The 22,828-nt window shown below is 45.4% G+C and carries 21 protein-coding genes; 4 read left to right on the forward strand and 17 right to left on the reverse strand.

Annotated features, from left to right (window positions below; genetic code table 11):
• Positions 1-544: 544 nt before the first annotated feature.
• Together PATL_RS14100 and PATL_RS14105 are read left to right on the forward strand one after the other, a co-directional pair.
• Complete coding sequence (locus PATL_RS14100) at positions 545-2,416, forward strand: hypothetical protein (RefSeq protein ID WP_011575526.1); 1,872 nt, start codon at positions 545-547, stop codon at positions 2,414-2,416.
• Positions 2,417-2,465: 49 nt separating this feature from the next.
• Entirely contained in the window at positions 2,466-3,053 is a 588-nt protein-coding gene (locus tag PATL_RS14105; protein WP_011575527.1) for a PEP-CTERM sorting domain-containing protein, read from the forward strand.
• A 79-nt stretch (positions 3,054-3,132) separates the two neighbouring features.
• On the opposite strand, the gene PATL_RS14110 is transcribed toward PATL_RS14105, so the two are convergent.
• The 4 genes from PATL_RS14110 to PATL_RS14125 form a co-directional block, all read right to left on the reverse strand.
• Complete coding sequence (locus PATL_RS14110; RefSeq protein WP_011575528.1) at positions 3,133-4,125, reverse strand: NADP-dependent oxidoreductase; 993 nt, start codon at positions 4,123-4,125, stop codon at positions 3,133-3,135.
• 40 nt (positions 4,126-4,165) lie between these two features.
• Entirely contained in the window at positions 4,166-4,813 is a 648-nt protein-coding gene (locus PATL_RS14115; protein ID WP_011575529.1) for a glutathione S-transferase family protein, read from the reverse strand.
• 93 nt (positions 4,814-4,906) lie between these two features.
• A complete protein-coding gene (locus PATL_RS14120) occupies positions 4,907-5,473 on the reverse strand; it encodes a carboxymuconolactone decarboxylase family protein (RefSeq protein WP_011575530.1) in 567 nt (188 codons plus the stop codon).
• A gap of 71 nt (positions 5,474-5,544) precedes the next feature.
• Complete coding sequence (locus tag PATL_RS14125) at positions 5,545-6,477, reverse strand: hydroxymethylglutaryl-CoA lyase (protein WP_041713891.1); 933 nt, start codon at positions 6,475-6,477, stop codon at positions 5,545-5,547.
• Between the two features lie 383 nt (positions 6,478-6,860).
• Between PATL_RS14125 and PATL_RS14130 the strand changes: the two genes are divergently transcribed.
• Entirely contained in the window at positions 6,861-8,060 is a 1,200-nt protein-coding gene (locus PATL_RS14130; RefSeq protein ID WP_011575532.1) for a CaiB/BaiF CoA transferase family protein, read from the forward strand.
• A 273-nt stretch (positions 8,061-8,333) separates the two neighbouring features.
• On the opposite strand, the gene leuD is transcribed toward PATL_RS14130, so the two are convergent.
• The 4 genes from leuD to PATL_RS14150 are packed head-to-tail and all read right to left on the reverse strand — an operon-like array spanning position 8,334 to position 12,936.
• Positions 8,334-8,999 carry a 3-isopropylmalate dehydratase small subunit gene (leuD, locus tag PATL_RS14135; protein WP_011575533.1) on the reverse strand — a complete coding sequence of 222 codons (666 nt, stop codon included), beginning with the start codon at positions 8,997-8,999 and terminating at the stop codon, positions 8,334-8,336.
• Positions 8,999-10,402, reverse strand: a complete 1,404-nt coding sequence (gene leuC / locus PATL_RS14140; protein ID WP_011575534.1) for a 3-isopropylmalate dehydratase large subunit — start codon at positions 10,400-10,402, stop codon at positions 8,999-9,001. The genes leuD and leuC overlap by 1 nt, the downstream gene beginning before the upstream one ends.
• 4 nt (positions 10,403-10,406) lie before the next feature.
• Entirely contained in the window at positions 10,407-11,345 is a 939-nt protein-coding gene (locus PATL_RS14145; RefSeq protein WP_011575535.1) for an alpha/beta fold hydrolase, read from the reverse strand.
• A gap of 4 nt (positions 11,346-11,349) precedes the next feature.
• Entirely contained in the window at positions 11,350-12,936 is a 1,587-nt protein-coding gene (locus PATL_RS14150; RefSeq protein WP_011575536.1) for an FAD-binding oxidoreductase, read from the reverse strand.
• A 226-nt stretch (positions 12,937-13,162) separates the two neighbouring features.
• On the opposite strand from PATL_RS14150, the gene PATL_RS14155 reads away from it, so the two are divergent.
• The gene (locus PATL_RS14155) at positions 13,163-13,936 is read left to right on the forward strand and encodes a GntR family transcriptional regulator (RefSeq protein WP_011575537.1); all 774 of its coding nucleotides are present in this window, start codon (positions 13,163-13,165) and stop codon (positions 13,934-13,936) included.
• Between the two features lie 151 nt (positions 13,937-14,087).
• On the opposite strand, the gene PATL_RS14160 is transcribed toward PATL_RS14155, so the two are convergent.
• The 9 genes from PATL_RS14160 to PATL_RS14205 form a co-directional block, all read right to left on the reverse strand.
• On the reverse strand, positions 14,088-14,777 hold the full coding sequence (locus PATL_RS14160) for a hypothetical protein (RefSeq protein ID WP_011575538.1): 690 nt from the start codon (positions 14,775-14,777) through the stop codon (positions 14,088-14,090).
• Between the two features lie 676 nt (positions 14,778-15,453).
• Entirely contained in the window at positions 15,454-16,155 is a 702-nt protein-coding gene (locus PATL_RS14165; protein ID WP_011575539.1) for a GNAT family N-acetyltransferase, read from the reverse strand.
• 3 nt (positions 16,156-16,158) lie between these two features.
• Positions 16,159-16,632: a DMT family transporter gene (locus PATL_RS14170; RefSeq protein ID WP_041713893.1), complete on the reverse strand. Its 474-nt coding sequence runs from the start codon at positions 16,630-16,632 to the stop codon at positions 16,159-16,161.
• A complete protein-coding gene (locus PATL_RS14175; protein ID WP_011575541.1) occupies positions 16,629-17,303 on the reverse strand; it encodes a nitroreductase family protein in 675 nt (224 codons plus the stop codon). Before PATL_RS14175 ends, PATL_RS14170 begins: the two co-directional genes overlap by 4 nt.
• A 96-nt stretch (positions 17,304-17,399) precedes the next feature.
• Positions 17,400-17,996 carry a Crp/Fnr family transcriptional regulator gene (locus PATL_RS14180; RefSeq protein ID WP_011575542.1) on the reverse strand — a complete coding sequence of 199 codons (597 nt, stop codon included), beginning with the start codon at positions 17,994-17,996 and terminating at the stop codon, positions 17,400-17,402.
• A gap of 254 nt (positions 17,997-18,250) precedes the next feature.
• Positions 18,251-18,514 carry a hypothetical protein gene (locus PATL_RS14185; RefSeq protein WP_011575543.1) on the reverse strand — a complete coding sequence of 88 codons (264 nt, stop codon included), beginning with the start codon at positions 18,512-18,514 and terminating at the stop codon, positions 18,251-18,253.
• An 875-nt stretch (positions 18,515-19,389) separates the two neighbouring features.
• Complete coding sequence (locus tag PATL_RS14195; protein WP_011575544.1) at positions 19,390-20,619, reverse strand: ABC transporter permease; 1,230 nt, start codon at positions 20,617-20,619, stop codon at positions 19,390-19,392.
• Entirely contained in the window at positions 20,616-21,338 is a 723-nt protein-coding gene (locus tag PATL_RS14200; RefSeq protein WP_011575545.1) for an ABC transporter ATP-binding protein, read from the reverse strand. Before PATL_RS14200 ends, PATL_RS14195 begins: the two co-directional genes overlap by 4 nt.
• Positions 21,338-22,807, reverse strand: coding sequence for an efflux RND transporter periplasmic adaptor subunit (locus PATL_RS14205; protein WP_011575546.1), 1,470 nt, complete (start codon positions 22,805-22,807; stop codon positions 21,338-21,340). The genes PATL_RS14200 and PATL_RS14205 overlap by 1 nt, the downstream gene beginning before the upstream one ends.
• Positions 22,808-22,828 lie beyond the last annotated feature (21 nt).

Consider the following 22,828-nt stretch of genomic DNA (forward strand, 5'->3'; position numbering starts at 1 on the left):
AAGTAGACTAATTAAATGTACTTAGAACTGTTTTAAGAACTTTTTGCTGTAAAAACCTGGAGCGACGCAAAAATTTACAATTGAGTGCTCTGCTTTTCTTCGTTGCGTGCTGCCTTGTTAGCAAAGACGTTGAGCAAGAAACTTTGTGGACTTTATTTAACCGACAACCTTATGACTTTTAGTCATAATTTAACGAATGACACAGCGTAACAGTACTTTTTGATATTGAACGTTCATTGCAGCTTATGGGTAAATAAAAACACCTAAAGAGTGTTTATCTAAGAGGCCACGTGGTTTTTATTGTCAATTTACTTTACAAGAAAATTTTTTACCCACGGAAAATCAACACCTAAAATGTTGATTTAGTTACTAAATTTTTAATGGCTTGAATTGTGCTTAATTGGACTTGAGCTGTACGGTTCGGCAAACCATATCTTTGATGTTTTAGTTGTATGTTGTTTCAGTAGTTAGATGTTCTAGGACGCCGCCCTGAAAATTTAAATACTCACAATCACTACGATAAAATAATTAAGGATAATTAATTATGCGTTGTCTAAATCTACTAAGTCGTCCCTCCCAAATAAAGTCTCTCATCGTCCTATGTGCTTGGTTACTTGGCTTGTCTGCGTGGCAAACAACTGCACAGCAAATCGACAACAAAGGGACAGAGTTTATTTTGGCCTTTACACCAAATTTTGACACCACGGGTGATGTTGAAATTCATCTAACCGGAGATACTGCTACCCAAGTTACCATCAACTACCCAATGAACAGCCCTACCTTTACCACTGTCGAAAATGTGGTTCCTGGTAGCGTTACTGTCGTCCCCATTCCGATCACAGCGATTTCAAACGCAACACCTAACACTATTCAAGATAATGCTATACATGCGGTTGCCGCTGAAGAGTTTGTGGTTTACACCGTTAACAGAAGACCGCAAACTTCTGATGCAGCGTTAGGTTTACCCGTCGATACTATGAATACGCAATATATTGTTTCCACTTATGACCCATTGTTTGGTTCGCAATTCGCCGTTTATGCTTCTCAAAACAACACAATTGTTACCATAACCCCAAACAATAATTTAAACGGGCACGTCGCAAACACGCCATTTGACGTTACATTGAATAGAGGCGAAGTTTATTACGCAGCGTCTGCCTCAACTGGGGTAAATGGCTCATTAATGGGTACTATCATTGACGCAACCAGACCTGTTGGTTTAGTAAATGGTAATAGATGTGCAAATGTCCCGAACAACACATCAGCGTGCGACCACATATACGAAGTAGCGCAACCTGTTCAGTCATGGGGTTTAAGTGCCTCAGCGACAAATCTACCTAATCGCCCATCAGGCACGATTTACCGAATAGTGGCATCTGAAGACAATACGTCAGTTGAGATAAATGGCATATTTCAAGGGTCTATTAATCGCGGCGAGTTCATTGAAACCCCGTTGCTCACTGGCAACCTATCATTTAGCGGCAATAATCCGATCTTCGTTACCCAATATATGCCGGGACAGAGTTCGCCGGGTGCAACATTAGGTGACCCAGCCATGGGCAACATGATCCCATCAGAACAATACTTAACTGACTATACATTTTCGACTGTAGGTGATTCGCAATTTGTACAAAATTTTGCAACCATCATTGCCGCCAATACTGATGTAGGTTCACTTTTACTCGATGGGGTTCCGGTGCCCGCTGAAGACTTCACCCCTTTCGATGATATCCCGTTTTCTTCTGCGGTGATTGAGTTAACCCAAGGTACTCACACGACTTCGTCCCTTAACCCACACGGTATTACGGTTGAAGGTTACAATGGATTTGATTCTTATATTTATCCAGGTGGTGCCTTATTCGGCTTTATTAATTCCCAAGGTGACCCCTTCCCGCCCGTGTGCTCTGTCACTATGAATGGCGATATGGCCAATGGCAGTGTAAGTGACAATGCCAACAATGAAGATCTCAATAATAATGGCCAGTTAGATCCAGGGGAAGACGCAAACAATAACGGGGTCTTAGATGCCGATACTGGGGTATTTTTCGTCAATACCTTGTCTTCAACCAACGTCAGTGTATCAGTAAGCCCATTTGCCGCAGGCGATGGCAGTGTCAGCGTTACAGCAACACGAATCGACGGTTCACAGCCTGGCTCAGCCAGTATTGAGGGGGTTGATGGTGCAGGTAATAGCTGTGCATTAGAGATCGTGTTTACCGATGATGAAGCGATGGCCTGTGATATAGACGGCGATATGAATGTAGACATGGATGATTTAATGATGATCCGCGCAGCCCGCAACATGACCGCTTTACCTGGGGATTTACGCGACAATGATGCTAATGGCGTTATCAACATATTGGACTTTAGACAATGCGCCGTACAGTGCACGCAAAATCGCTGCGCTGTTTTATAGAAATGGCGGTTTTATAAAGTAAAGATAGTAAACTCAAGAGGAATGAAAAATGTTAAAGAAAATAAAGTACTTTTGTTACGCACTCACCGCAATAGGATGGTTAGCACAATCCGCAAATGCGGCGGTAATCACCATGACGCCAAGTTCACAAACTATTGAACTGGGTGAAACAGCGAACGTCGATGTGTCCATTTCTGATTTTGCGACCGATCAGTATTTAGGTGCGTATGATTTTGAGGTTGCTTTTAACGACTCTATTTTGTCGGTGAGTAACATCGTATTCGGCACAGAGCTAGGATTTAGTTTTCAAGACGAGTTCTCATTTGGTGCAAACCTGCATGCCGTTCTCGAATCCTCTCTAGAAGATGCACAATACTTGGTTGACAACCAAGCAAGTGAATTTCTACTGTTTAGCATTGAGTTTACCGCTGTAGGGTTTGGCACCAGCTCGGTTGCTTTTGATTCTAGTTTACTTGGTGATCAAGACGGCAATGAGATTACTGATGTTGATTTTAACAGTGCACGCATCACCGTTAATAACCCCAATGCGGTTCCTGAGCCCGGTGCCCTGAGTCTATTATTAGCTGGATTTGCTTTTGTCGCGATACGCAAACGTGCTAACTACAAAGCGAGATAACTTCAGTTAGTCCTATTACCCATAAAAAACGGGAGCTGAAATCAGTTCCCGTTTTTATTTTGTCTGAAAGCGGTAACAACTAAACCTTTACTACCGCTTTTCCCATGTTTTCACCGCGCATAAGTCGGCAAAAGGCGTCTGGCGCAGCGGCTAACCCCTTTGCCACATCTTCGCGTACAATCAATTTCCCTTCTTTGATGTACTTAACGCAGGCGTCTACAAATTCGTCTCGCCGTGGCTCAAAATCATATACTACGAGGCCGTAAACTATGGCTCGCGCTTTGATCCACATCGCTGGTGGTGGGCCCATGCTGCGAGTAGTTTTGTTATAATCAGCCATGAGCCCGCATAAAATCACTCTCGCACCAACAGCAAGACGTTCTGACACGGTATTAAGCATATCGCCGCCGACTAAATCAAAGAAAATGTCGACGCCCTCTGGGCACAGCTTATCGAGTTGCTCACCTAAATCGCCTTTTTTACGGTTGATACAGGCGTCGTAACCTAAGTTTTCCACTGCGTAGTCACACTTTTCATCAGTGCCTGCGATACCAATGACGGTACAGCCGTATATTTTGGCTAACTGCCCAGCTACTGAGCCGACGCCACCGATGGCCGCAGGAATAACCACCACATCACCCGCTTTAGGCTGCGCTTGCCAGACTAATCCAGCGTAAGCTGTTAACCCGGGCATACCCAAAGCGGATAAGGCATATGAAGGGTTATCGATTTCTTTTTTAACTTTAAATATAGAGTCACCGTCATGCACCGAGTAGGTTTGCCAACCGCCAAAGCAGCGCACCACATCACCCACTTCGAAATCCGCATGGTTTGACTCAATCACTTTACTCACGGTTTCACCGCGCATCACATCGCCTGGGTTAACCGAGCCTGACATATGACGTCCAGCAATTTGACTGCGCATGTATGGGTCTAGCGACAAATACATGGTTTCGCACAGTACTTGGTTGTCACCCGCCTGAGGCATATCGCCTTTTACGAATGCGAAATGCTCAGGTAAGGGCTGTGATTCAGGGGTTGATGCGAGCTGCACCTGCATATTATCTTTCATGTTTGTTTATCCGATTTTGAAATAGTAATAAACAGCCGCTTTACGACCGTTGGCTTTGAAAGGCGGCAAAAGCACTGGCCATTTCGCTAATACCATGTTTAACGTCCGCATCGCTGCATACCCAATCCCACCACAGGTTTAGGTTATCCAGTCCGTCGGTAATCTTATTCTGTGCATTTTCTCCCACTGTGACATCGACCCACCAGAAGGTCGGCGCGAGGACAATATCCCCCATGGTTAACGCGTGTTTTTTTATATCAACATTTGCCTTAAGCCACTGATCGAGTTTTTCTAATGTGACTCTGACCACGTCATATTGAACGCTTTGATCAAACGTAAATTCAGGCAGCATCATGGCTTTAAAATAAGGCAATAAGGCGGGCGCTAAGTGGGTATCCGTAAAACTGGCCATGATACGGGATTTTGCTGCTTCAAGGGGCATATCAGGTCTAAGGGGGCGTTGCGGAAATGCATCCTCTAAATACTCCATAATAGCGATGGATTCTGGCAAGTATTGTCCATCATCCAACGCTAACAGAGGAATTTTACCCAGAGGATAAGCCGCTAAAAACTCCGGCGTTTTCAGCGCTAAACTTGGTGCGACTGGTACAATATCTAACTGCTTTTTACGGATCAATATGCGCACTCGCGTGGCATAAGGTGAATGATCAAGATTGATTAACTGCATCTAATTCCCCCTTTTTTTTCACCGTGACACGACGGTGTTTATTCTTCGAATGACCTTATTGTACGAACCATGTTTGCGTCGTCATGCGTTGTATCAACCGACGCTAGTGAACTTTGCACTTGCCATTGCAGGAGCTGCTTCGATATCTGTTTTAAACGTGGCGTTCCAGCGATTCAGAAAGCCAAACAATGAAATCACGCCGATTATTTCCACTATTTGCACCTCGCTAAAATACAATTTAAGGCGTTCAAACTGCTCGTCGGTGACTGCGTTTGGCACCAAAGCAGCATTGCGCGCAATATCGAGTGCTTCACGCTCAGCAAGGCTAAACAAGTCACTGGTTTGGTATTCCCAAATGGCAGCGACTTTTTGCTCGGTGATACCATGTTTCAACGCGCCATATTGCGTATGCGCCTGACAATACTGACAACCGCTAGCACTGCTGGTCATTAAGCCAAGCAACTTTTTCAGGTCATTATCTAACGCACTTGGTTGGTAAATTGACTGCACTAACCCTAAAAATGCTTTCAGCATTTCAGGGCTTCGCGCCATGATCAAACCATCATTCGGGGTAAAACCCATGATGTCTTCACCCGCCGACATGATGGCGCTAAGATCATTAGGCAACTCGCTAATTGATAGCGCTGATAAACGTGACATAGGGTTACTCTCCAGTTTGACGGTATTCAGGTTGAGTTGGCATGCTTTTTATCACCATTCGATAAACTTGCTTAAAGCGCACGTCGAAAGCCTTTTGGTAGACCTGCATCAGGGGTAAAACCGTAAAGTGGTTCATTCGGCAACGCATTAGCCAATATTTTGCGTGCCGCGAACAGTGCGTCAAAATCAATGCCCGTTTTTAGGCCCATGGCCTCTAACATAAAGACTAAATCTTCAGTGACGATGTTGCCGCTAGCGCCCGGTGCCGCTGGGCAACCACCAATACCGCCCATGGATGAGTCAACCGTGGTAATACCTACTTCAACCGCCGCTAGCGCATTTGCTAGCCCCTGCCCGCGCGTATTGTGTAAATGAATACCGGTGAGATTTTCTTTACCTACCGCTGCCCATACTTTTTTTACTAAACGCTGCACTTGCGCGGGGTTGGCGTAGCCTGTGGTATCTGATAACCCCACTTCATCACAACCGGCCTCCATTAATGCCACGGCGAGCTCCACCACCTTATATTCGCTCACAACCCCTTCAATGGTGCAGCCAAATGCGGTAGACAGCCCCCCTTCAAATTTAGGGCGTTGCTCTATCGGTAAGCTTTTCACCAGTTCAGCAATACGTTTGACCTCGTCAAGCACTTGTTGATGGTTACGCTTTACGTTTCGCAGGCTATGAGTTTCGCTGACCGACAAAGGAATGCTCATTTTGGTCGGCCTAACCTCAATCGCATTTTGTGCACCGCGAAAATTGGGGACTAACACCGCAACAGACAGACCTGCGATTTCTCGGGCGTACTTAGCCACTTCCGCCGTATCCGCTAGTTGCGGAAGCACTTTGGCCGGTACAAATGACCCTACTTCAATTTCAGGAACGCCGGCAGCGGCTAGTGCATCAATCCACGCTAGCTTGTCAGCTGTGGGCATGATCGTGCTAATACTTTGCAGGCCGTCTCTTGGCCCTACTTCACTGATTTCAATATCAAACGTTGCCATATGTGTTCCAACTGTGAACCTAGTATTTGTTATTGGCGCTAGCGCTCGATAAAGCATTTGGGTTATTACCCAAGTTTGCGCCAAACAATTTACAAGGTTGAATAAAAAGATCCTGCTTTTACCTCAGTTACGTCTCGTGCAAGAAAAAACGAAGAGCAAAAGTAGAATGAGCAAAATTAAAATACGTTGCTTTTAAGCCCTTTTGCAATGGCACTGCATCGCGGTGGTGCAGCTAAATTGACAAATGTTAATCGGCTACTTTTACATCCAAACTCTATTGTTATAATATTATATCATACAGGCAAAAAGTAGTCTTTTTTACGGTGAAGCTTGTTCTATAAAAAAGATGTCGTGCGTTATCAACAAAACTGGGAATAGTATCGATGACAAATTCAGTTATGCCGAATGCAGGAAGATTGCCGTTAACGGGCATTAAAGTAGTTGAGTTTACGCACATGGTAATGGGGCCGACCGCTGGGGTTATTCTGGCCGACTTGGGCGCTGAAGTAATAAAAATTGAGCCACTCACTGGCGACAATACCCGTCGCTTAAAGGGCTCAGGCGCAGGTTATTTCTCCATGTATAACCGCAATAAACAGAGCGTATGTATAGATATAAAAAGCCCCGAAGGGAAAGATGTCGCGTTATCTTTGCTTGAAGAGGCTGACATTTTACTAGAAAATTTTCGCCCTGGCGCAATGGACAAATTAGGCCTGGGGTATGAGCAACTGAAAACCATTAACCCACGCCTGATTTACTGTTCGCTTAAAGGGTTTTTAAGTGGTCCTTATGCTCATCGCACAGCGCTGGACGAAGTCACGCAAATGATGGGCGGCTTAGCGTACATGACAGGTCTGCCCGATAAACCCATGCGCGCAGGCTCATCGGTAATTGATATCACCGGCGGTATGTTTGGTGTCATTGGTATTTTGGCCGCCCTTGAAGAGCGCCATCACACCCATGAAGGTAAAAATGTCACCTGCTCGCTGTATGAAACCACCGCATTTATGGTCGGCCAGCATATGGCACAGCAAGCGGTCACAGGGGAAGCGCCGCCGCCGATGTCGGTGCGTCGCTCAGCTTGGGCCATTTACGATATATTTCATTGCGCGAATGATGAACAGGTTTTTATTGGTGTGGTGAGCGATACTCAGTGGCGCATTTTTTGTGATGCATTTGGCTTACAGGAGTTTGCGCTTGATCAGACTCTTGCGCTTAACAATGGTCGTGTGGCACAGCGTGAACGTATTTTACCCGTTATTAACGCGGTATTCGCCACACTAAGTAAAGCCGAGCTAATGGCCAAATTGGAAAAATCCGGTTTGCCTTTCGCCCCTATTAATAAACCATCAGATTTATTTGACGACCCTCACTTAAATGCAGGTGGATTAGTTGATGTCACCCTGCCAGATGGTGTTAGAACTAAACTGCCGGGATTACCCCTGGAAATGAACAATGAACGCATGCCATTGCGTCACGACATTCCTACCGACAAAGGCAATTCTGTCGCCACGTTAAAAGACGCGGGCTTCAGTGATGAGGATATTAAGAAATTACTCGCCCTAGGCGTAGTGCGCGCTTAAGCCGCTAAACCAGAATGCGTTTTAAGTAAGGTGTTATGCGCTAAATCCGATACTGAAGCCCAGAACCGCAAGCCGCAGTTACTGAATATGGTAACCTGCGGCTTTTTATTTTCATCTACGAATGTTTGCGCAATCAAAGCATCGCGGATGCTCTACATTGTGGGCACACGATTGAGAGCACACAATTAAAAGCACAAAAAACAGAGCTATTTAGCTCTGTTTTTAATGTGCTACTGAGGAGTCACGCAGTAAGCGATATTAGGCCATGCAATATCAGGCCAACCACGGGTACTGTTGCTGATAAGCCTGTTTGAAGTTTTGTATTTTTGACTTTGATTTCAGCGTTAGCGCAATACCATCTAGCCCTTCTAGCAACATGGCCTGCTGGGCCGGTAAAATCGAAAAGCTGAATTGCGGGCTTTTAACAGTAGATGCGCTCGCATCATCAGCGGTGCTTGGCGAGCTCACATCGACCGCGCTCACCTCACATTTAAGCAAGTTTATATGCACCTGACTCGTCTGAGGGTTCTGCTCAACATGCTTAGCTAAAGCCAGTACCTCATCGTTTTCAAGCACCACAGGCAAAATGCCGTTTCTGATGCAATTATGATAAAAAATGGAACCAAAACCTGGCGCTATTACCGCTTTGATCCCGTATTCTTTTAGCGCCCATACCGCATGCTCTCTTGATGAGCCGCAACCGAAATTATCCCCAGCGAGTAAAATGCTGGTGTTTTTATATTGCATTTGGTTGAGTACAAAATCAGCGCTGGGCTCACGGCCATTGGGTAAGGTGTAACGCCAACCGGCAAACAAGCCCTCGCCTAAACCCTGCTTTGATACCAGCTTCATTTCCCGCGAGGGGATAATCGCATCGGTATCAATATTAATTTGCAGCATAGGGGCTGCAACCCCTTGATGAATCGTAAATTTATCCATTACAAATACTCCCTTACATCAGCAATACACCCTGCGATAGCAGAGGCAGCAACCGTCGCAGGGCTTGCAAGGTGCGAGCGGGTTTCGGGCCCTTGCCTGCTTTCAAAATTACGATTGGTACTGGTTACCACACGCTGGCGATAGCCAAAGCTTTCGCCACCCGCAAAGAAACACATGGAGCAACCTGCCTCACGCCATTCAAACCCAGCAGCAATGAATATCTTATCGAGACCTTCTGCTTCAGCTTGGCGTTTAACGGTAGTTGAGCCAGGCACACAAATCGCGTTGACGTTGTCCGCGACTTTTCGACCTTTCAGTACCTTGGCTGCCAAGCGCAAGTCTGATATTCGACTGTTGGTACACGACCCAATAAATGCCGCGCCAATTGGCAAGCCTTTGAGCGCAGAGCCGGGTTGCACGTCCATATACTCATATGCCCGCTTCAACGCTTTAAGTTGATTTTGAGTAGCATCCGCTTGGGCGCTGGGTACCCGTGAGTTCACTGAACATGCGTGCTGGGGGCTGTTGCCCCAAGTAATGGTTGGGCTAATATCCGCACAATCTATCTCTATCGTTTTATCAAACTGCGCTTGTTCATCACTGAACAATGATTGCCAATATGTGACCGCTTGCTGCCATAACTCACCTTTGGGGGCGTACTCACGCCCTTTGAGGTAGGTAATCGCTTTTTCATCAGGGGCAACTAGGCCACTGAATGCAGAGAACTCTACGGCCATATTACATAGGGTCAAGCGCCCTTCTATCTCAAGCGCTTCCACCGCACTGCCGGCAAATTCAATCACATACCCAGCCCCACCAGCGGCACCGTACGTGCCAATCAAGTGCAAAATCATGTCTTTAGCACTGACCCCAAACCCCATCTCGCCATGAAAGTTCACCCTCATGGTTTTGGGTTTACTTACCCGCAAGGTTTTGGTCGCAAGTGCATGTTCTGCTTCGCTTGAACCAATACCCCACGCTAACGCCCCTAATGCCCCTTGTGAGCACGTGTGGCTGTCGGGGCACACCAAGGTTGCGCCTGGTTGCACTATACCCAGCTCTGGAGATACCACATGTACAATGCCTTGCTGTGGGTCATTCACATCAAACAGCTTAATGTTGGCATCAATGCACGCTTCACGGGTGGCGAGAATAAAGTTTTTACCGCTGGGCACCTTAGTGTTGTCGTCTCGCCCTACCATAGTGTCAACAATATGATCCATGGTGCAAAATACATGTTCAGGGGACACCACTTGTCGGTTATCAGCCTCTAAACTTTTCAGGGCGATAGAGCCTGTGCGCTCATGTAAAAATACTCGGTCGATATAAATCAATGCAGCGCCATCATCAAGCTCTTCAACAAGGTGATGCTGCCAGATTTTTTCAAATAACGTTCTATCCATGAGGTTACTCACCTGAATCATTAGTAAGGCTAAGCATGGATTGCTTAAGCACATTAAAGCGATCGTCTATGCCCGCTTGAGCAAAGCGCATTTTAATATTGGCTGGCAGCTCGGCGTCATCTAGCCTGTCGACATATTGCTTCAATAAGCTGGTTGGCCAGCGCAGAATATGAGTAGGCACAGTAACCGGTCGCAGTTGCTCTGGGCGCTCGTTCATAAACGCCGCTCGATAGGCCAAATGGTAGTTTTCGCCTGCGGTTAAATATCCCATTAATGTGTCTTGTATTACCTGAGCAGGAATATCTGCATGGCCAACGCGGGCGTTTTCTGTGGTGTCAAACCATGGGAAGTAGTGAAATAACTGACTAGACATTTTCCAGACCATAGCCAAATGAGAGCCATCTTTTTGCGGGCGAATATCGGGGAAGTATTGCTCTAAGATGGCACTTCGTTCATCGTCTTTAAACCACGCGGCGTTTTCAAGCACCATGCCCTTTATGCTTGCTGGATGAGCTTTGGCATACTCTATGGCGATTTGTGCTCCCGTTGCCGAGCCATACAGAAGTGGCTGCTTCAACCCTAACGTATTGATAAATTCGTTTAAGGCTTTTACGTAAGGTTCGAGGCTGTCATTTGGCTCAAGGCTGTTGTTTAGCTCAAGGCTGTCATTTCGCTCAAGGCTGTTACTTGGCGTTTCATTCTCGCTGCTTTGTGTCGGCGGCAAGGGGTCTGATTGGCCATAACCTGGGGTATCTAGGGCTATCACCTTAAACGAGTCTGATAAGACGTTCATAATCGGCAACATAGTGGCGGACGACATTGGCGATGCGTGTAGCAGTACGATCACAGGTAAATGATCTGCACCTTGACTACGATAGTGCAATTGCCAAGGGTTATCCGTGCCCAGTGTCACATAGTGTTTTAATACAGAATGACGTGTCATAAGCTTACCCTAAGCCCAGTGTTTCAGGGTTAACCCGCCCATCTGGGTCGACCATGGCTTTGATGCCTTCAATCATTTTATAGGTATCGCTTTGCAGCCCTTCTTTGAACTGGTACGTTTTACCAATTTGCAAATGCACGCCGCCAAGCTCTTTAAAAAAGGTGCTTAGCTCGGTGCGAATTTGATGGACTTTCGCCCTAGCAGGTAAGTTCTCGTCATGTTTACCGACTTTCGCCAAGTAATCGGGTTCAACACTTTTCTCGTGAATTTCCGTGTAGGCATCAGGCCAGAAGAACACTGGCTCTAACACAAAGCAGTTATTCGCCACCACAGCAAACAAATAGCCTACGCCAATGTCAAACTTTTCAATGTCAGCACCGTGCTTGGCAAAAATCGCCTCTACCCCATCATGGGCTTGTTTGATCTTAGAGTGCGGAAAGAGGCCATGCACAGGCACCCAGCGCTCACCTTCTGGCCCAAGCATATTATTGACTGGCCCAAAGGGGTTCGAACGAGTGATTTTTGGGATGCTATTTTCAATTTCTTTACCGTTAAATTGCGCTGCAATCGCCCGGATATCATGCATACGTGCATCAACGGCGGCGTCAATGCGATCCTCAACGATGATTTGAACAGAGTAGCCAACATCTTTCATGTAGCCACGCCCCGCTATGGCCAACTTAGCACCGTCTTTCAGCGCTCCTAAAAGTGAACCCGATGACTTCATTACGCCAGCCAGCGCTTTTACGTCTTTGGCTAAGCTTTCTCGTTTTAAGCGAAGGGCTTGCAAAAAAGGGTCAAAACCAAAACATTCCATGGCCAACCCTTGGCGCGATATTTCGCTCATGGCGGCTATACAGTCGTCACCTTGTTTAAAATCAAACGCTAAAAAGCCTTTTGCAGGTAACTCAGGTATTAAGCGTAAAGTCGCAGTGGCTTTAAACCCTAAAGCGCCGTTATCACAGGTGAAAATACCGGTCAGATCTGGGCCGTAATGACGAAAGAACGGGCTGCCGTTAATTTGTGCACCTGATCCTGTGGTGACCAAAGTGCCATCCGCTAGCGCTACCTCTAGCCCGATAACCGAGTCAACCGCGGTACCAAACTGGCCTGAGCCCCAAAAAATTGAGTTCTGTGATAATCCGCCACCTATTGTGGCTTTACTGCCTGACAGCGTCCCCCAATACGGCGTGCGAACCCCTTTACCTTTTAGCGCTTCATGTAGTTTCTTCCACGTACAGCCGCTCTCCACCGTGACGTACATGTCTTGCGTATTGATCTCAAGCACGCGGTTCATACGACTTAGATCCACCATAACGCTTTGTGGCTTAGCAGGCACATAGCCTTTCGTGTATGACATACCGCCACCCCGGGGCACTACATCCATCGCAAATTCCGCCGCTATTTTTAACATTTCGCTCAATTCGTGTTTATCGCCCGGACTCACAACAACCGCAGCAGGTAAATCTTTGGTGTATACGTCTTGTGCGTACAAACTGGTGGTGTAATCATCGGTTAGCACATTGTCTTTGCCTAAGATTGAAATCATGGCTGTTAACATATCTTGCTTAGCTTGCGTCTTAGTATTCAAAGCCTTCTCCTGACAATTTTATCATTTTGTATAAACGGTTTGTCTGATGCCTACCAGATTAAACCTATTGTTCTATCATTAGGACATTACAGTATTAGAATAATCCTGACAACAAAACAATCACCTACGCATTGATAAAAGACTAACCGGTAGATTTATGTTACCTTGTTATATTGATATATCATTTTCTTACACCGCTTAAATATTTATTGGAGATGGATAGCCCATGTCATTCGATTCTCAATTCGCTTCGCTCAATCAAACCAAGTTAAATGAAGAGTCACCTACCCCCCTTTACTTCCAACTTTACAGTTTACTTAAGCAAAATATCTTAAACGGCAGCTTAGAAGATGGCTCCCAGTTACCCACTGAACTGGGATTGTCACAGGCATTCAGCATTTCTCGGATCACCGCTAAACGCGCGCTAGACGAACTTGCCGCTGAAGGCTTAGTGGCAAGACGCCGAGCAAAAGGCACCCATGTCACCCACAAATATCAGCCTAAGCCAGTGAAAGCGCCATTAGTAGGCATGTTGCAAGAATTGGAATTTATGGGCCAACATTCAGAAGCCAAAGTGGTTGAACTCACTACAGCTCGCCCACCTGCGGATATTGCAGAAGAATTTGCACTGGTTGAAGGTGAAACCCTATTGAAAATGACCCGAGTGCGTAGCCGTTTGCATGAAGCCTTCGGCTATTATGTGAGTTGGAGTAAAGGGCTAAATAAGTTCAATGAAAAAGCCAGCTTAGAGTCGACAACACGACTGGAAATCTTTCGTAAGAATGGTATTGAACTCAAGCATGTAAAGCAGATTTTAAGTGCCTCTGCCGCTACCCCAGAGGTCGCAAAAGAGCTAGGGGTTGAGCCTGGCTTTCCACTATTGAGTTTGACCCGCCGTTCGTATGATGAGAACGAAAATCTAGTGGATTATTTGTCTGCGCTGTATCACCCAGACCGCTTTCAGTACCGAATGGATTTGACGCCAGAGCCAGCAAGTTAGAAAGTTACCCGCCGCTCGGCTTGTTCAACACTGCGGCCAAGCACGCACTTAAATGCCGCCCATAAAAAACGCCACTTCACGTGGCGTTTTTTATATAAAGCGAATCGCTTATTCTCTTATTCTCTTATTCTCTTATTCTCTTATTCTCTTATTACATAGGTTTAACCGCACCGAAAAATGCAACGGTTAGAATGAGTATCCAGTAAAGATATGCCAGCTTACGTCCAAATCGAATTGAACGGTCAAGGGTGGCTTCTACTTCTGCATTGTCACCCATGGCAAGCTGGCGGAATAACTCGGTCCACTCTCGCATAATAAAGCGTAACTTAAGGCCGATAACCAAAGTACACGCATAGAAGAACATTTTAATGGAGAACCATTTTTGTCCGGTTTCTGCCATCAAAGGCCCATCCCCAAATAAGGACCAAAGACTGGTGATCATCAACGCAGGAATAACAATAAAGCGAATGCCCTCGTCAATTTTCGTTAAGCGAATACCCGTGTCTGTTTCACGAAAATAATACGCTGACCAACACAAACCTAACCACACAGCGAACAGGATCCACATACCCGTTAGCCAGTTCCCACCTAACGGCTGCACACCCCAAAGGTGTCCCATGTGCAGCCCAAGGGGCAATAACATGATGATGCCAGTACGGGCCAAAATATCGATGCGATAGGCTGTTTCCATATGGCGGCGACGTTCATCCATTGACAACTTGCGGTTAATCACATTGAACGACGTTTGAAATACGCCCCACTCGCCACCTAACCAATACACCATGGCGACAATATGTAGCCATCTTAAAATGGGTAACTGATACATTTCCAAAAAAGACATAAATTGACCCTTGTAAAATTTAATTATTCTTAGTCGGGAATTTTGGTAATGACGCGTGATTTGCTTACCACCCAACCCTGAATAAAACTCTACGCTAGGGGTAATTAATCCAGAATGATGAATATCAATTTGTCTATGTCAGCGGCTTTTAAACGTTGAATAACAGGGCTTTCGGAGAAACCACAAAAACAATAAATGCGGCGTTAGGCTTTTAAAAGGCAGCCAATCGGCGAGTCTACACGACAAAATAGAGGTCAAAATGCATCAAGGTAAGCTTGTAAAAGCGCAGAAGAAAAAGCGTTTTTATGGTGCTTCACCACATTGAAAATGCATAGGTGCCATCAGGCCATATTAATAACGCAATCTTGATATGTTCCATCATCTAGCCTGCGATATGGTGTTGTAGCTTAGGGTGGATCCCGCAGTAGGATGGAATCAGTTTCGACTGGCCTAGCGTTAGTTCGAAGGGTCAAAAGCACATTCATGCCTACTTTGACTGTTGGCCTCAATGCTCGCCACACTTTTTTATATCGGTTTCCATATTTTACCTTTACGTACAACGCTTATTAATGAGAATCCCGCATATAGTACTTTTATTTCTTACCGAATGAGCCTGGGATAAATTCACGTCTTTAGCCCCATCGATTGCGGTGAACATCAATACTACCGCTGTAACCTACTGTTGTGCTGAAACTAAACTCGTTATCTTGGTCAGGGCTTTAAAGCCTAACTTTTCATATAAATGAATGCCCGCTTGTGAGGCCTGTAGGCTCATGTAGTCAATGCCATCGTGTTGTGCTTGATGAATTAAGTACTGCATTAAGGCTGCTGCCACGCCCATTTTTCTGTAGCTTGGTACTGTGCCAACTTGGTGAACCCCTAACGTGTCACCGGTGTGATAAGTGATTGCAGTGCCTGCAATTTTATTATCAATGATGTAGGCCAAAACACTGGCGTTAGGGTCTTTAAGTAAACCTTGTATTACCTTAGCGTCAACATCATAACCAAATGCCAAACCACAAGCGCTCGCCCAATCTGATGCATCCTCTTCACACGTCAACCTTTTGATCTGCTGTGGTGCCTGAGTACTTGGCTTTTGGGTGATTGTTTGGGTATCGATAGGCAAATTCATTATGACGAGCAGGCCTTGAATTGAGAGGTTAGAGCCCTCTAAGGCATGTTGTTCGGATACAGTGCTAAACACTTTTCCCGGTGGTAGAGCAACATGGCTAGGTAAACTAAAGTCAGCACACCATTGTTTATTTGGCCAACTCGTATGCGTAAACAGACCATCTTGTTCTTGGGGATTTAGCGCCTGCCAATAAAGATTTAAATTGTTTAAGTTTTTATCTAGGGTTCTTTTCATTGCATTGTTCATTCTTTACTCCTTGTTAATGAGTACGACGCCAGTAATGAGTAAGGCTGTGCCTAACAGTTTACTGGCAGATAACATTTTAATTGGGCTATCAAAGAGACCAAAATGACTGATGAACATAGCCACTAAAATTTGACCTGTTAAGGCGTAGGTCATCATGTTTCCCACGCCCATTTTGGGGATTAAAAAATAAAAGCTCCCTACTCCAATAACACTCAATATGCACGATCCCCATAAGTACCAAGGCACTCGGTGCAGACGCTCGTTAAGTGATAAAACAAGCTCTGTTTGCTCTACTGGCACTTGTCTGTAGACGGTATACAAGAGTGTGATAGAGGCCACCAAAATAAAGCTGGTGAAAAAAGCATAAGTAGTTGCCAGTAAACTATTACTAAATATTTGTCCTAGTTGTGCATTCATGGCCGCTTGCATTGCGATACAAGCACCAGCAAAAAGGGCTAATAAAATGAAATTAATCATAGGTTTACTACAAGTTGATCCTGGCTAATGCGGTGTTTAGTACGCTGTGCTGAAACGTCATTCTCGGCCCGTATGCCCACTGGGCATAACACCGCTGCACTTAAACCTTTTTGGTTTAATTGCAGCACCTCGTTAATGCCATCGACTTCAAAACCAGTCATAGGGCATGCATCAATAAAACTGGCTGCCGCACTGGCGAGTAATATGCCAAGTGCGATATACGTTTGTTGTTGTGCCCAATTATTTTGTTCCTCAGATGAACGGGATAATAAGTCAGCCTGAATTTGCGTTTGATAAGTCGATAACTGGTGAGCCGTCTTATTTTGCGTTTTTGCCAGTTGCTCAATAAAGTGGGCAATGTCTTGCTGGGTGACGTTTGTTTTATGGGCAAGTACCAATAGATGCGAACATTTTGCGACTTTGTCTTGACCATAACTGAAAGGTAAACAAGCTTGTTTTGTTTCTGGGTTGCTGATCACCAGAAGTTGGTAAGGCTGTATTCCATAAGCAGAAGGCGCTAAACGGACACTTTCAATTAAATGGTTTAGTTGCTCTGAACTCAAGATGCTGTGCGCAAACTTATTCACTGCATAGCGCCAATTAAGGGCGTCATTCAGTGATGTATTAAGTGGCGTATGAAGTGGCGTATTAAGTGAGATGCTTTGTGACATGGTGTATTCCGAATGAGTAATGATGCTTGCAGTTTACTCAAAGGTACTAAGCCACTCCTTTACATATGTTGATAATTCTTATTATTGTCTTCCTTTTTATTTTTCAGCTTGTTTGATTTCTTTTTTTATACGGCTCAATTGGGTAGGGGTAATGCCTAAATAACTGGCAATATGATACTGAGGCAAACGAGGCAATATGTGTTGATACTTATCTAAAAACGTCACATATCGGGCTCTCGCTTCGTGTTGTAAATAGCCAATTTCTTTAGGTTCTTTTTCTAACACCCAATGGGTTTCAAGATAATTAATCTGAAACTTCATTAAGTCCATATTATTCATTAACGCAAGGCGAAATTTTGCGTGATGAATTTCGATAATTTGGCACGGCTCTAACGCTTGTAACTCTAATTCGCTAGGCTGGTCATTAAGTAGCGCACTCATACAGCCGGGAAAACGCCCTTCCGAAAAAAAGTTTTTATTATATTCGTTCCCATGTTCGTCGATGACATAAGCGCGCATTAGCCCTTGGTGAATAAATGCCAAACTTGTGGGTTTTTCACCGATTGCACAGAAAATTTGCCCCTTATCTAAATGTTTCACTGTGCAACAAGCAACATAGGTTTGCCATGTGTCTTCAGGTAAAACGTGATATTGATTGAGTGTGTGTTGAAGGTGGTTAAATGCGCTGCTCATTAAATGACTTATCGAATTGATTTAATGGCAGATTTATATCATTTTTGCCGATGTTTTATAAGAATAGAAACGGCGGCAATTGCGGGGCCACGTAAACTGACGGTGAGATTCGTTGAAATAGCGGCAATGTGCTCAAACCAACTTATCAATCGAGCTCCCTTAGGTTGGCAATAGGCCGTTTTCTGCCTTTTTGATACTGGCGCCTTTAGCTGCGTTAGGCCGAGTTATTAAATGAGCTTAATGACAAAGCGTACTTATGAAAAAATCTGCAGTACTTTTTTAACGATGGGAATTTTGCTTTGCTCAGGCTTTATGTTGCTCTTTATAGTACTTGCCTTGTCAGCTTGGGCTTGTTTCCAGCGTTTGTTGGTCGCTACACGCTGTGCTCTTCTTTGCTCAGCTTGATTGGCTACTTGCGTGAAACGCGCCCGCTGCTCTGAACTAAAACTCTCTGCTAGGCTTTTACTTGGGGCGCTGCGTGGTCGTCTTGAGCCGCTGCTTTTTGGTGAACTACACATTAACTCTGTTCCTGTTCTGGCTTATTCGGCTACGCCGCTAGCATTGGTTCGTATTGTACAAGACAGGCCAAGTGCACAATTGCTTTCAATACATTTGAGGGAAGAACAGGGCATAAAGAGACGAGAACGAGATTTGAAATAAGCCAAAGCGGCTACTGCGCCTTACCCCCTTAGCAGGCCTTTAGGATGGCATCACTGATAAAAGAATTGTGTTAATTCATAGACTTTCAGAATAATTAACACCATTCCCGTTAACGTCATTATTCTACCGCGGTTATTCAGTCGTTCTTTGCTTATTCTGGTGTTGCCCTTTTGTATTAACTGAAGCCGACTGCCTTGTATCACCAACAAAGAAGCCACTAAAAGTAAAAATACACCAATTGTTAATTCCGTCACTACCACAGGTAAACCCTCGCGCGTCATTTCATTATTTTTTACTGTTAAAACATAGAGCTTTGAAGCCTTAGCGCAGGTATTTTGACCTGCTGGCCTTCTCAAACGTTATGTTGTTTTGAGCGGGATTTAGCAGAAACCATACCAAATGAGGAATATCAGTGAAGGCGAGCAACCATCAGCCTTGGCAGGCAGTTAGAATTAAACAGATGCCGTAAACGCAAGCGTCACTCGGTAACTCGGGCAAATAACGTTGAAAAAATTACACGTAAATCAGACGGTTATCCCCGTATGGTTATCAAATCGCGTTTGCAATCTGTGTGAACGGGATTGCCCAACAGCAAAACGACAAGGATTAAAATAGATAGGATATAACGAGAAAGCGGCTCACTTGTATAAGTGATCCGCTTTCTCGTGATTATTAAAGATTGTTAAAGGTATAGGCGCCAAAATCGGTTGGGCTGGTCTTTTACTAGGCGGTACTACTCGTAACGCAGGGCGTCAATCGGTGCTAATCGCGATGCTTTCAGGGCTGGGTAGTAACCGAAAAATACCCCAATAAGCCCTGAGAAGCCTAAACTTAACAGTACTACTTGTGTTTCAATGATCCCCCCTGCCCCAATCCCATATTGATTGCCCATAAAGACAAAACCGTTGGCTATCATGACACCAATAAAGCCACCCAAGCCGCACAATACAATGGATTCAATCAAGAATTGATACAGTATATCCGAAGGCTTGGCCCCCACCGCCATACGCAAGCCAATTTCTCGGGTACGCTCAGTGACCGACACCAACATAATATTCATAATACCGATACCGCCAACGACCAGGCTTACCGAGGCAACCCAAGCCAGCAAGGTATTGAAGACCTGAATAGTTTCCGCCCGCGTGGCAATCATTTCGGATACATTGCGAATACGGAACATGTCATCACCGCCCACTGGAATGCGCATACGCTGGCGCAATAAGCGTGACATCTCTTCTTCGATATAATCCATGTCTTCGCCATCATAGGCACTGACTTGAATAAAGCTTACTGATTTAGGGTTGGTAGCACTGACTCCTGTTATCTTATTGCGCACGGTTTTAATTGGTAAAAAAATCACATCATCTTGATCTTGGCCTCTGGCATCTTGCCCTTTGGCTGCGAGCACCCCAATAATGGTGACATTAAAATTAGTGACACGTACCGTCTGACCGATAGGGTCGCTGGCGCCAAATAGCTCGCTGCGCAAGCGCTCTCCGATTATTGCCACTTTGCTGCCACGATTAATTTCGGCGCTGGTGAATTCTCGCCCGTTGGCCATGTCCCAATCTCGCACCAAAAAATAACGATTATCGATCCCGTTTATTTCAGTGGACCAGTTTAGATTACCAAAAATGACCTGACCCGAGGCAGACAGGTAAGGCGCTGCAGCTTCGACCCCTGGTACTTGTTTTTCTATAAGATTTGCGTCGTCTTCATTAATTTTGACCACGGATGCAGAGCGCGCTCCACCGCTTTGTCGAAAAGATCCGGTGACAAAAAACACATTGCCTCCCAAGGATTTAATTTGCTCGTCCACTTTTTGCTGAGCGCCTGCGCCCATCGCCACCATAATAATGACAGCAGCTACACCGATAATGATCCCCAGCATAGTTAGACAGCTACGCAATACATTGACTTTTAAGGCGGTGATGGCGGTTTTCAATAAGATAACAATTTTCATACGTTGCCCTCTAACGCCGCCTGACGCACATTGGTATTTTGCTCGTCACTGATGAGCTCTCCATCGCGAAAAGTCAGTTTACGCTTAGCAAATTGAGCAATTTCCGGCTCGTGGGTCACCAAGATAATGGTCTTTCCTTGTTGATTAAGCCCTTGAAAAAGCGCCATCACTTCTAAGCCCGTTTGCGTATCAAGGGCACCTGTAGGCTCATCAGCCAATATCATCAACGGGTCGTTGATCAGTGCACGCGCAATCGCTACTCGCTGTTGTTGGCCACCTGAAAGTTGCCCAGGATGATGATCCATACGTGACGCAAGCCCAACGCTTTCAAGGCATTGCCGAGCACGCGAGTGCCAATCTGCTTCTGGCACTTTGCTATACAACAGTGGCAAAGTGACGTTGTCTAAGGCACTGGTTCTGGGTAATAAATTAAATTGCTGAAACACAAAGCCAATACGCTGATTGCGCACGCTGGCCAATTCATTTTTACTTAGGGTTGATAATTCTTGGCCCGCAAAAGCAATACTGCCTTCACTGGCAATATCTAAACACCCGAGCAAATTCATCATGGTAGATTTACCTGAGCCAGAGCTGCCCATGATGGCCACAAATTCACCTTGATGAATATCTAAATCAACACCTTTTAGCGCCCATACCTTTTCATCCCCCATGGTATAAACCTTTTTCGCCTGTCGTACTTTTAGCAACGGTTGCGACATCACTCAGCTACCTTTTGGGCGCGAACAATCACCTCATCACCCGCTTGTAAATCCCGAGCGCGGATCTCGCTGTATTCTAAATCTGCGATCCCGATGCCCACGTTCACTTTACTAGGCTCACCGTCACGTAATACCCACACCGTACCTGGCTGTAAATCCCCGTCGCCTGCTTTGCGCTGTGCATTTCGTGTCTGGCCTTGCGCCTTAAATTGCGCCATCTGGTCTGGGGTTAAAATACTTTGCAGCTCAATATTCATCTTGCTACGAATTTTCTTTATAGCGTCATTTGGTGAACCGCCTGGACCGCCCCTAGGAGATGATTTACGTGCAGCTTGCATCGCATCGCGCATGTTTTCCATGACGGTTGCTACTTGTGCCTGTTGTGAATCATTTAACCCAAGTTGCTGCGCAAGCTGAGCGACAGAATCACCTGCCCCACCTTTACCTGAATCCGTGTTCGACGTTGTTCCCTCTGGCGTAAAACGCAGGGCTGAATTGGGCACGCGTAAGACATTTTTGCGCTCACCCAATATCACGTCTACATTGGCGGTCATACCGGGTAACAAGAGTAGTTGCTCGTTTTCAACACTGATAATCACTTTGTAGGTCACCACGTTATTGGTCACGGTGGCCGCTTTTCTTACCTGACTGACTACCCCGGCAAACTTGCGTTCAGGGAACGCATCTACGGTAAAGTTAACCTTTTGGTCTTTTGCGATGCGCCCTATGTCTGCTTCATCCACATCGGCTTCAATTTGCATTTTCACTAAGTCTTGCGCGATAGAAAACAAAGTGGGGGCCGATAAGCTCGCAGAAACTGTTTGGCCCGTGTCTACTTGACGATCAATAACCACGCCATCAACGGGTGAGCGAATATAGGTACGGTCTAAATCAAGCTTTGTTTGTTCAAGATTTGACTGCGATTGTTCAACTTGTGCTTCTCCTACCAAGATAGCCGCCTGTGCTGTTTCGATAGCTACTTTGGCTAGCGCATTGTTGGTTTCGCTGATGTCTAATTCTGATGCGCTAACAAGATTTTTATCTTTAAGCTCTTTGGTTCGGTTGAACTCCCGCTGGGCCAAGGTGGCCTCAGTCTGGGCTTTTTTAAGCGCCGCTTTTAACTGTGTCAAAGAGGCTTTAGATGACGCAAGGTCAGCTTCGCTTTGGCGTAGCCTTGATAAAATAGTGCGATCATCAATGCGCGCGATCACTTGCCCACTGCTCACCTCGTCATTGAAATCCGCATTTAACTGAGAGATTAGGCCTGATAATTCCGAGCCAACTAAGACGGTGACCACAGGAGAAATCGTTCCAGATGAGTTAACTGTACTTTCAATGTCCCCTAAAGACAGTGGTTGAGTATGATAGACAATGCGTTCATCTGACTGTGAAGGCTCAGTGAACCACCACACAGCAACCAGTGCGACAACCGCGATAACCAACCCTTTTACTAACCTTTCTTTGTTCATACAGTTCTGTTTAATAATCTA

It is taken from the genome of Paraglaciecola sp. T6c (assembly GCF_000014225.1).
GTDB classification, from domain to species: Bacteria; Pseudomonadota; Gammaproteobacteria; order Enterobacterales; family Alteromonadaceae; genus Paraglaciecola; species Paraglaciecola atlantica_A.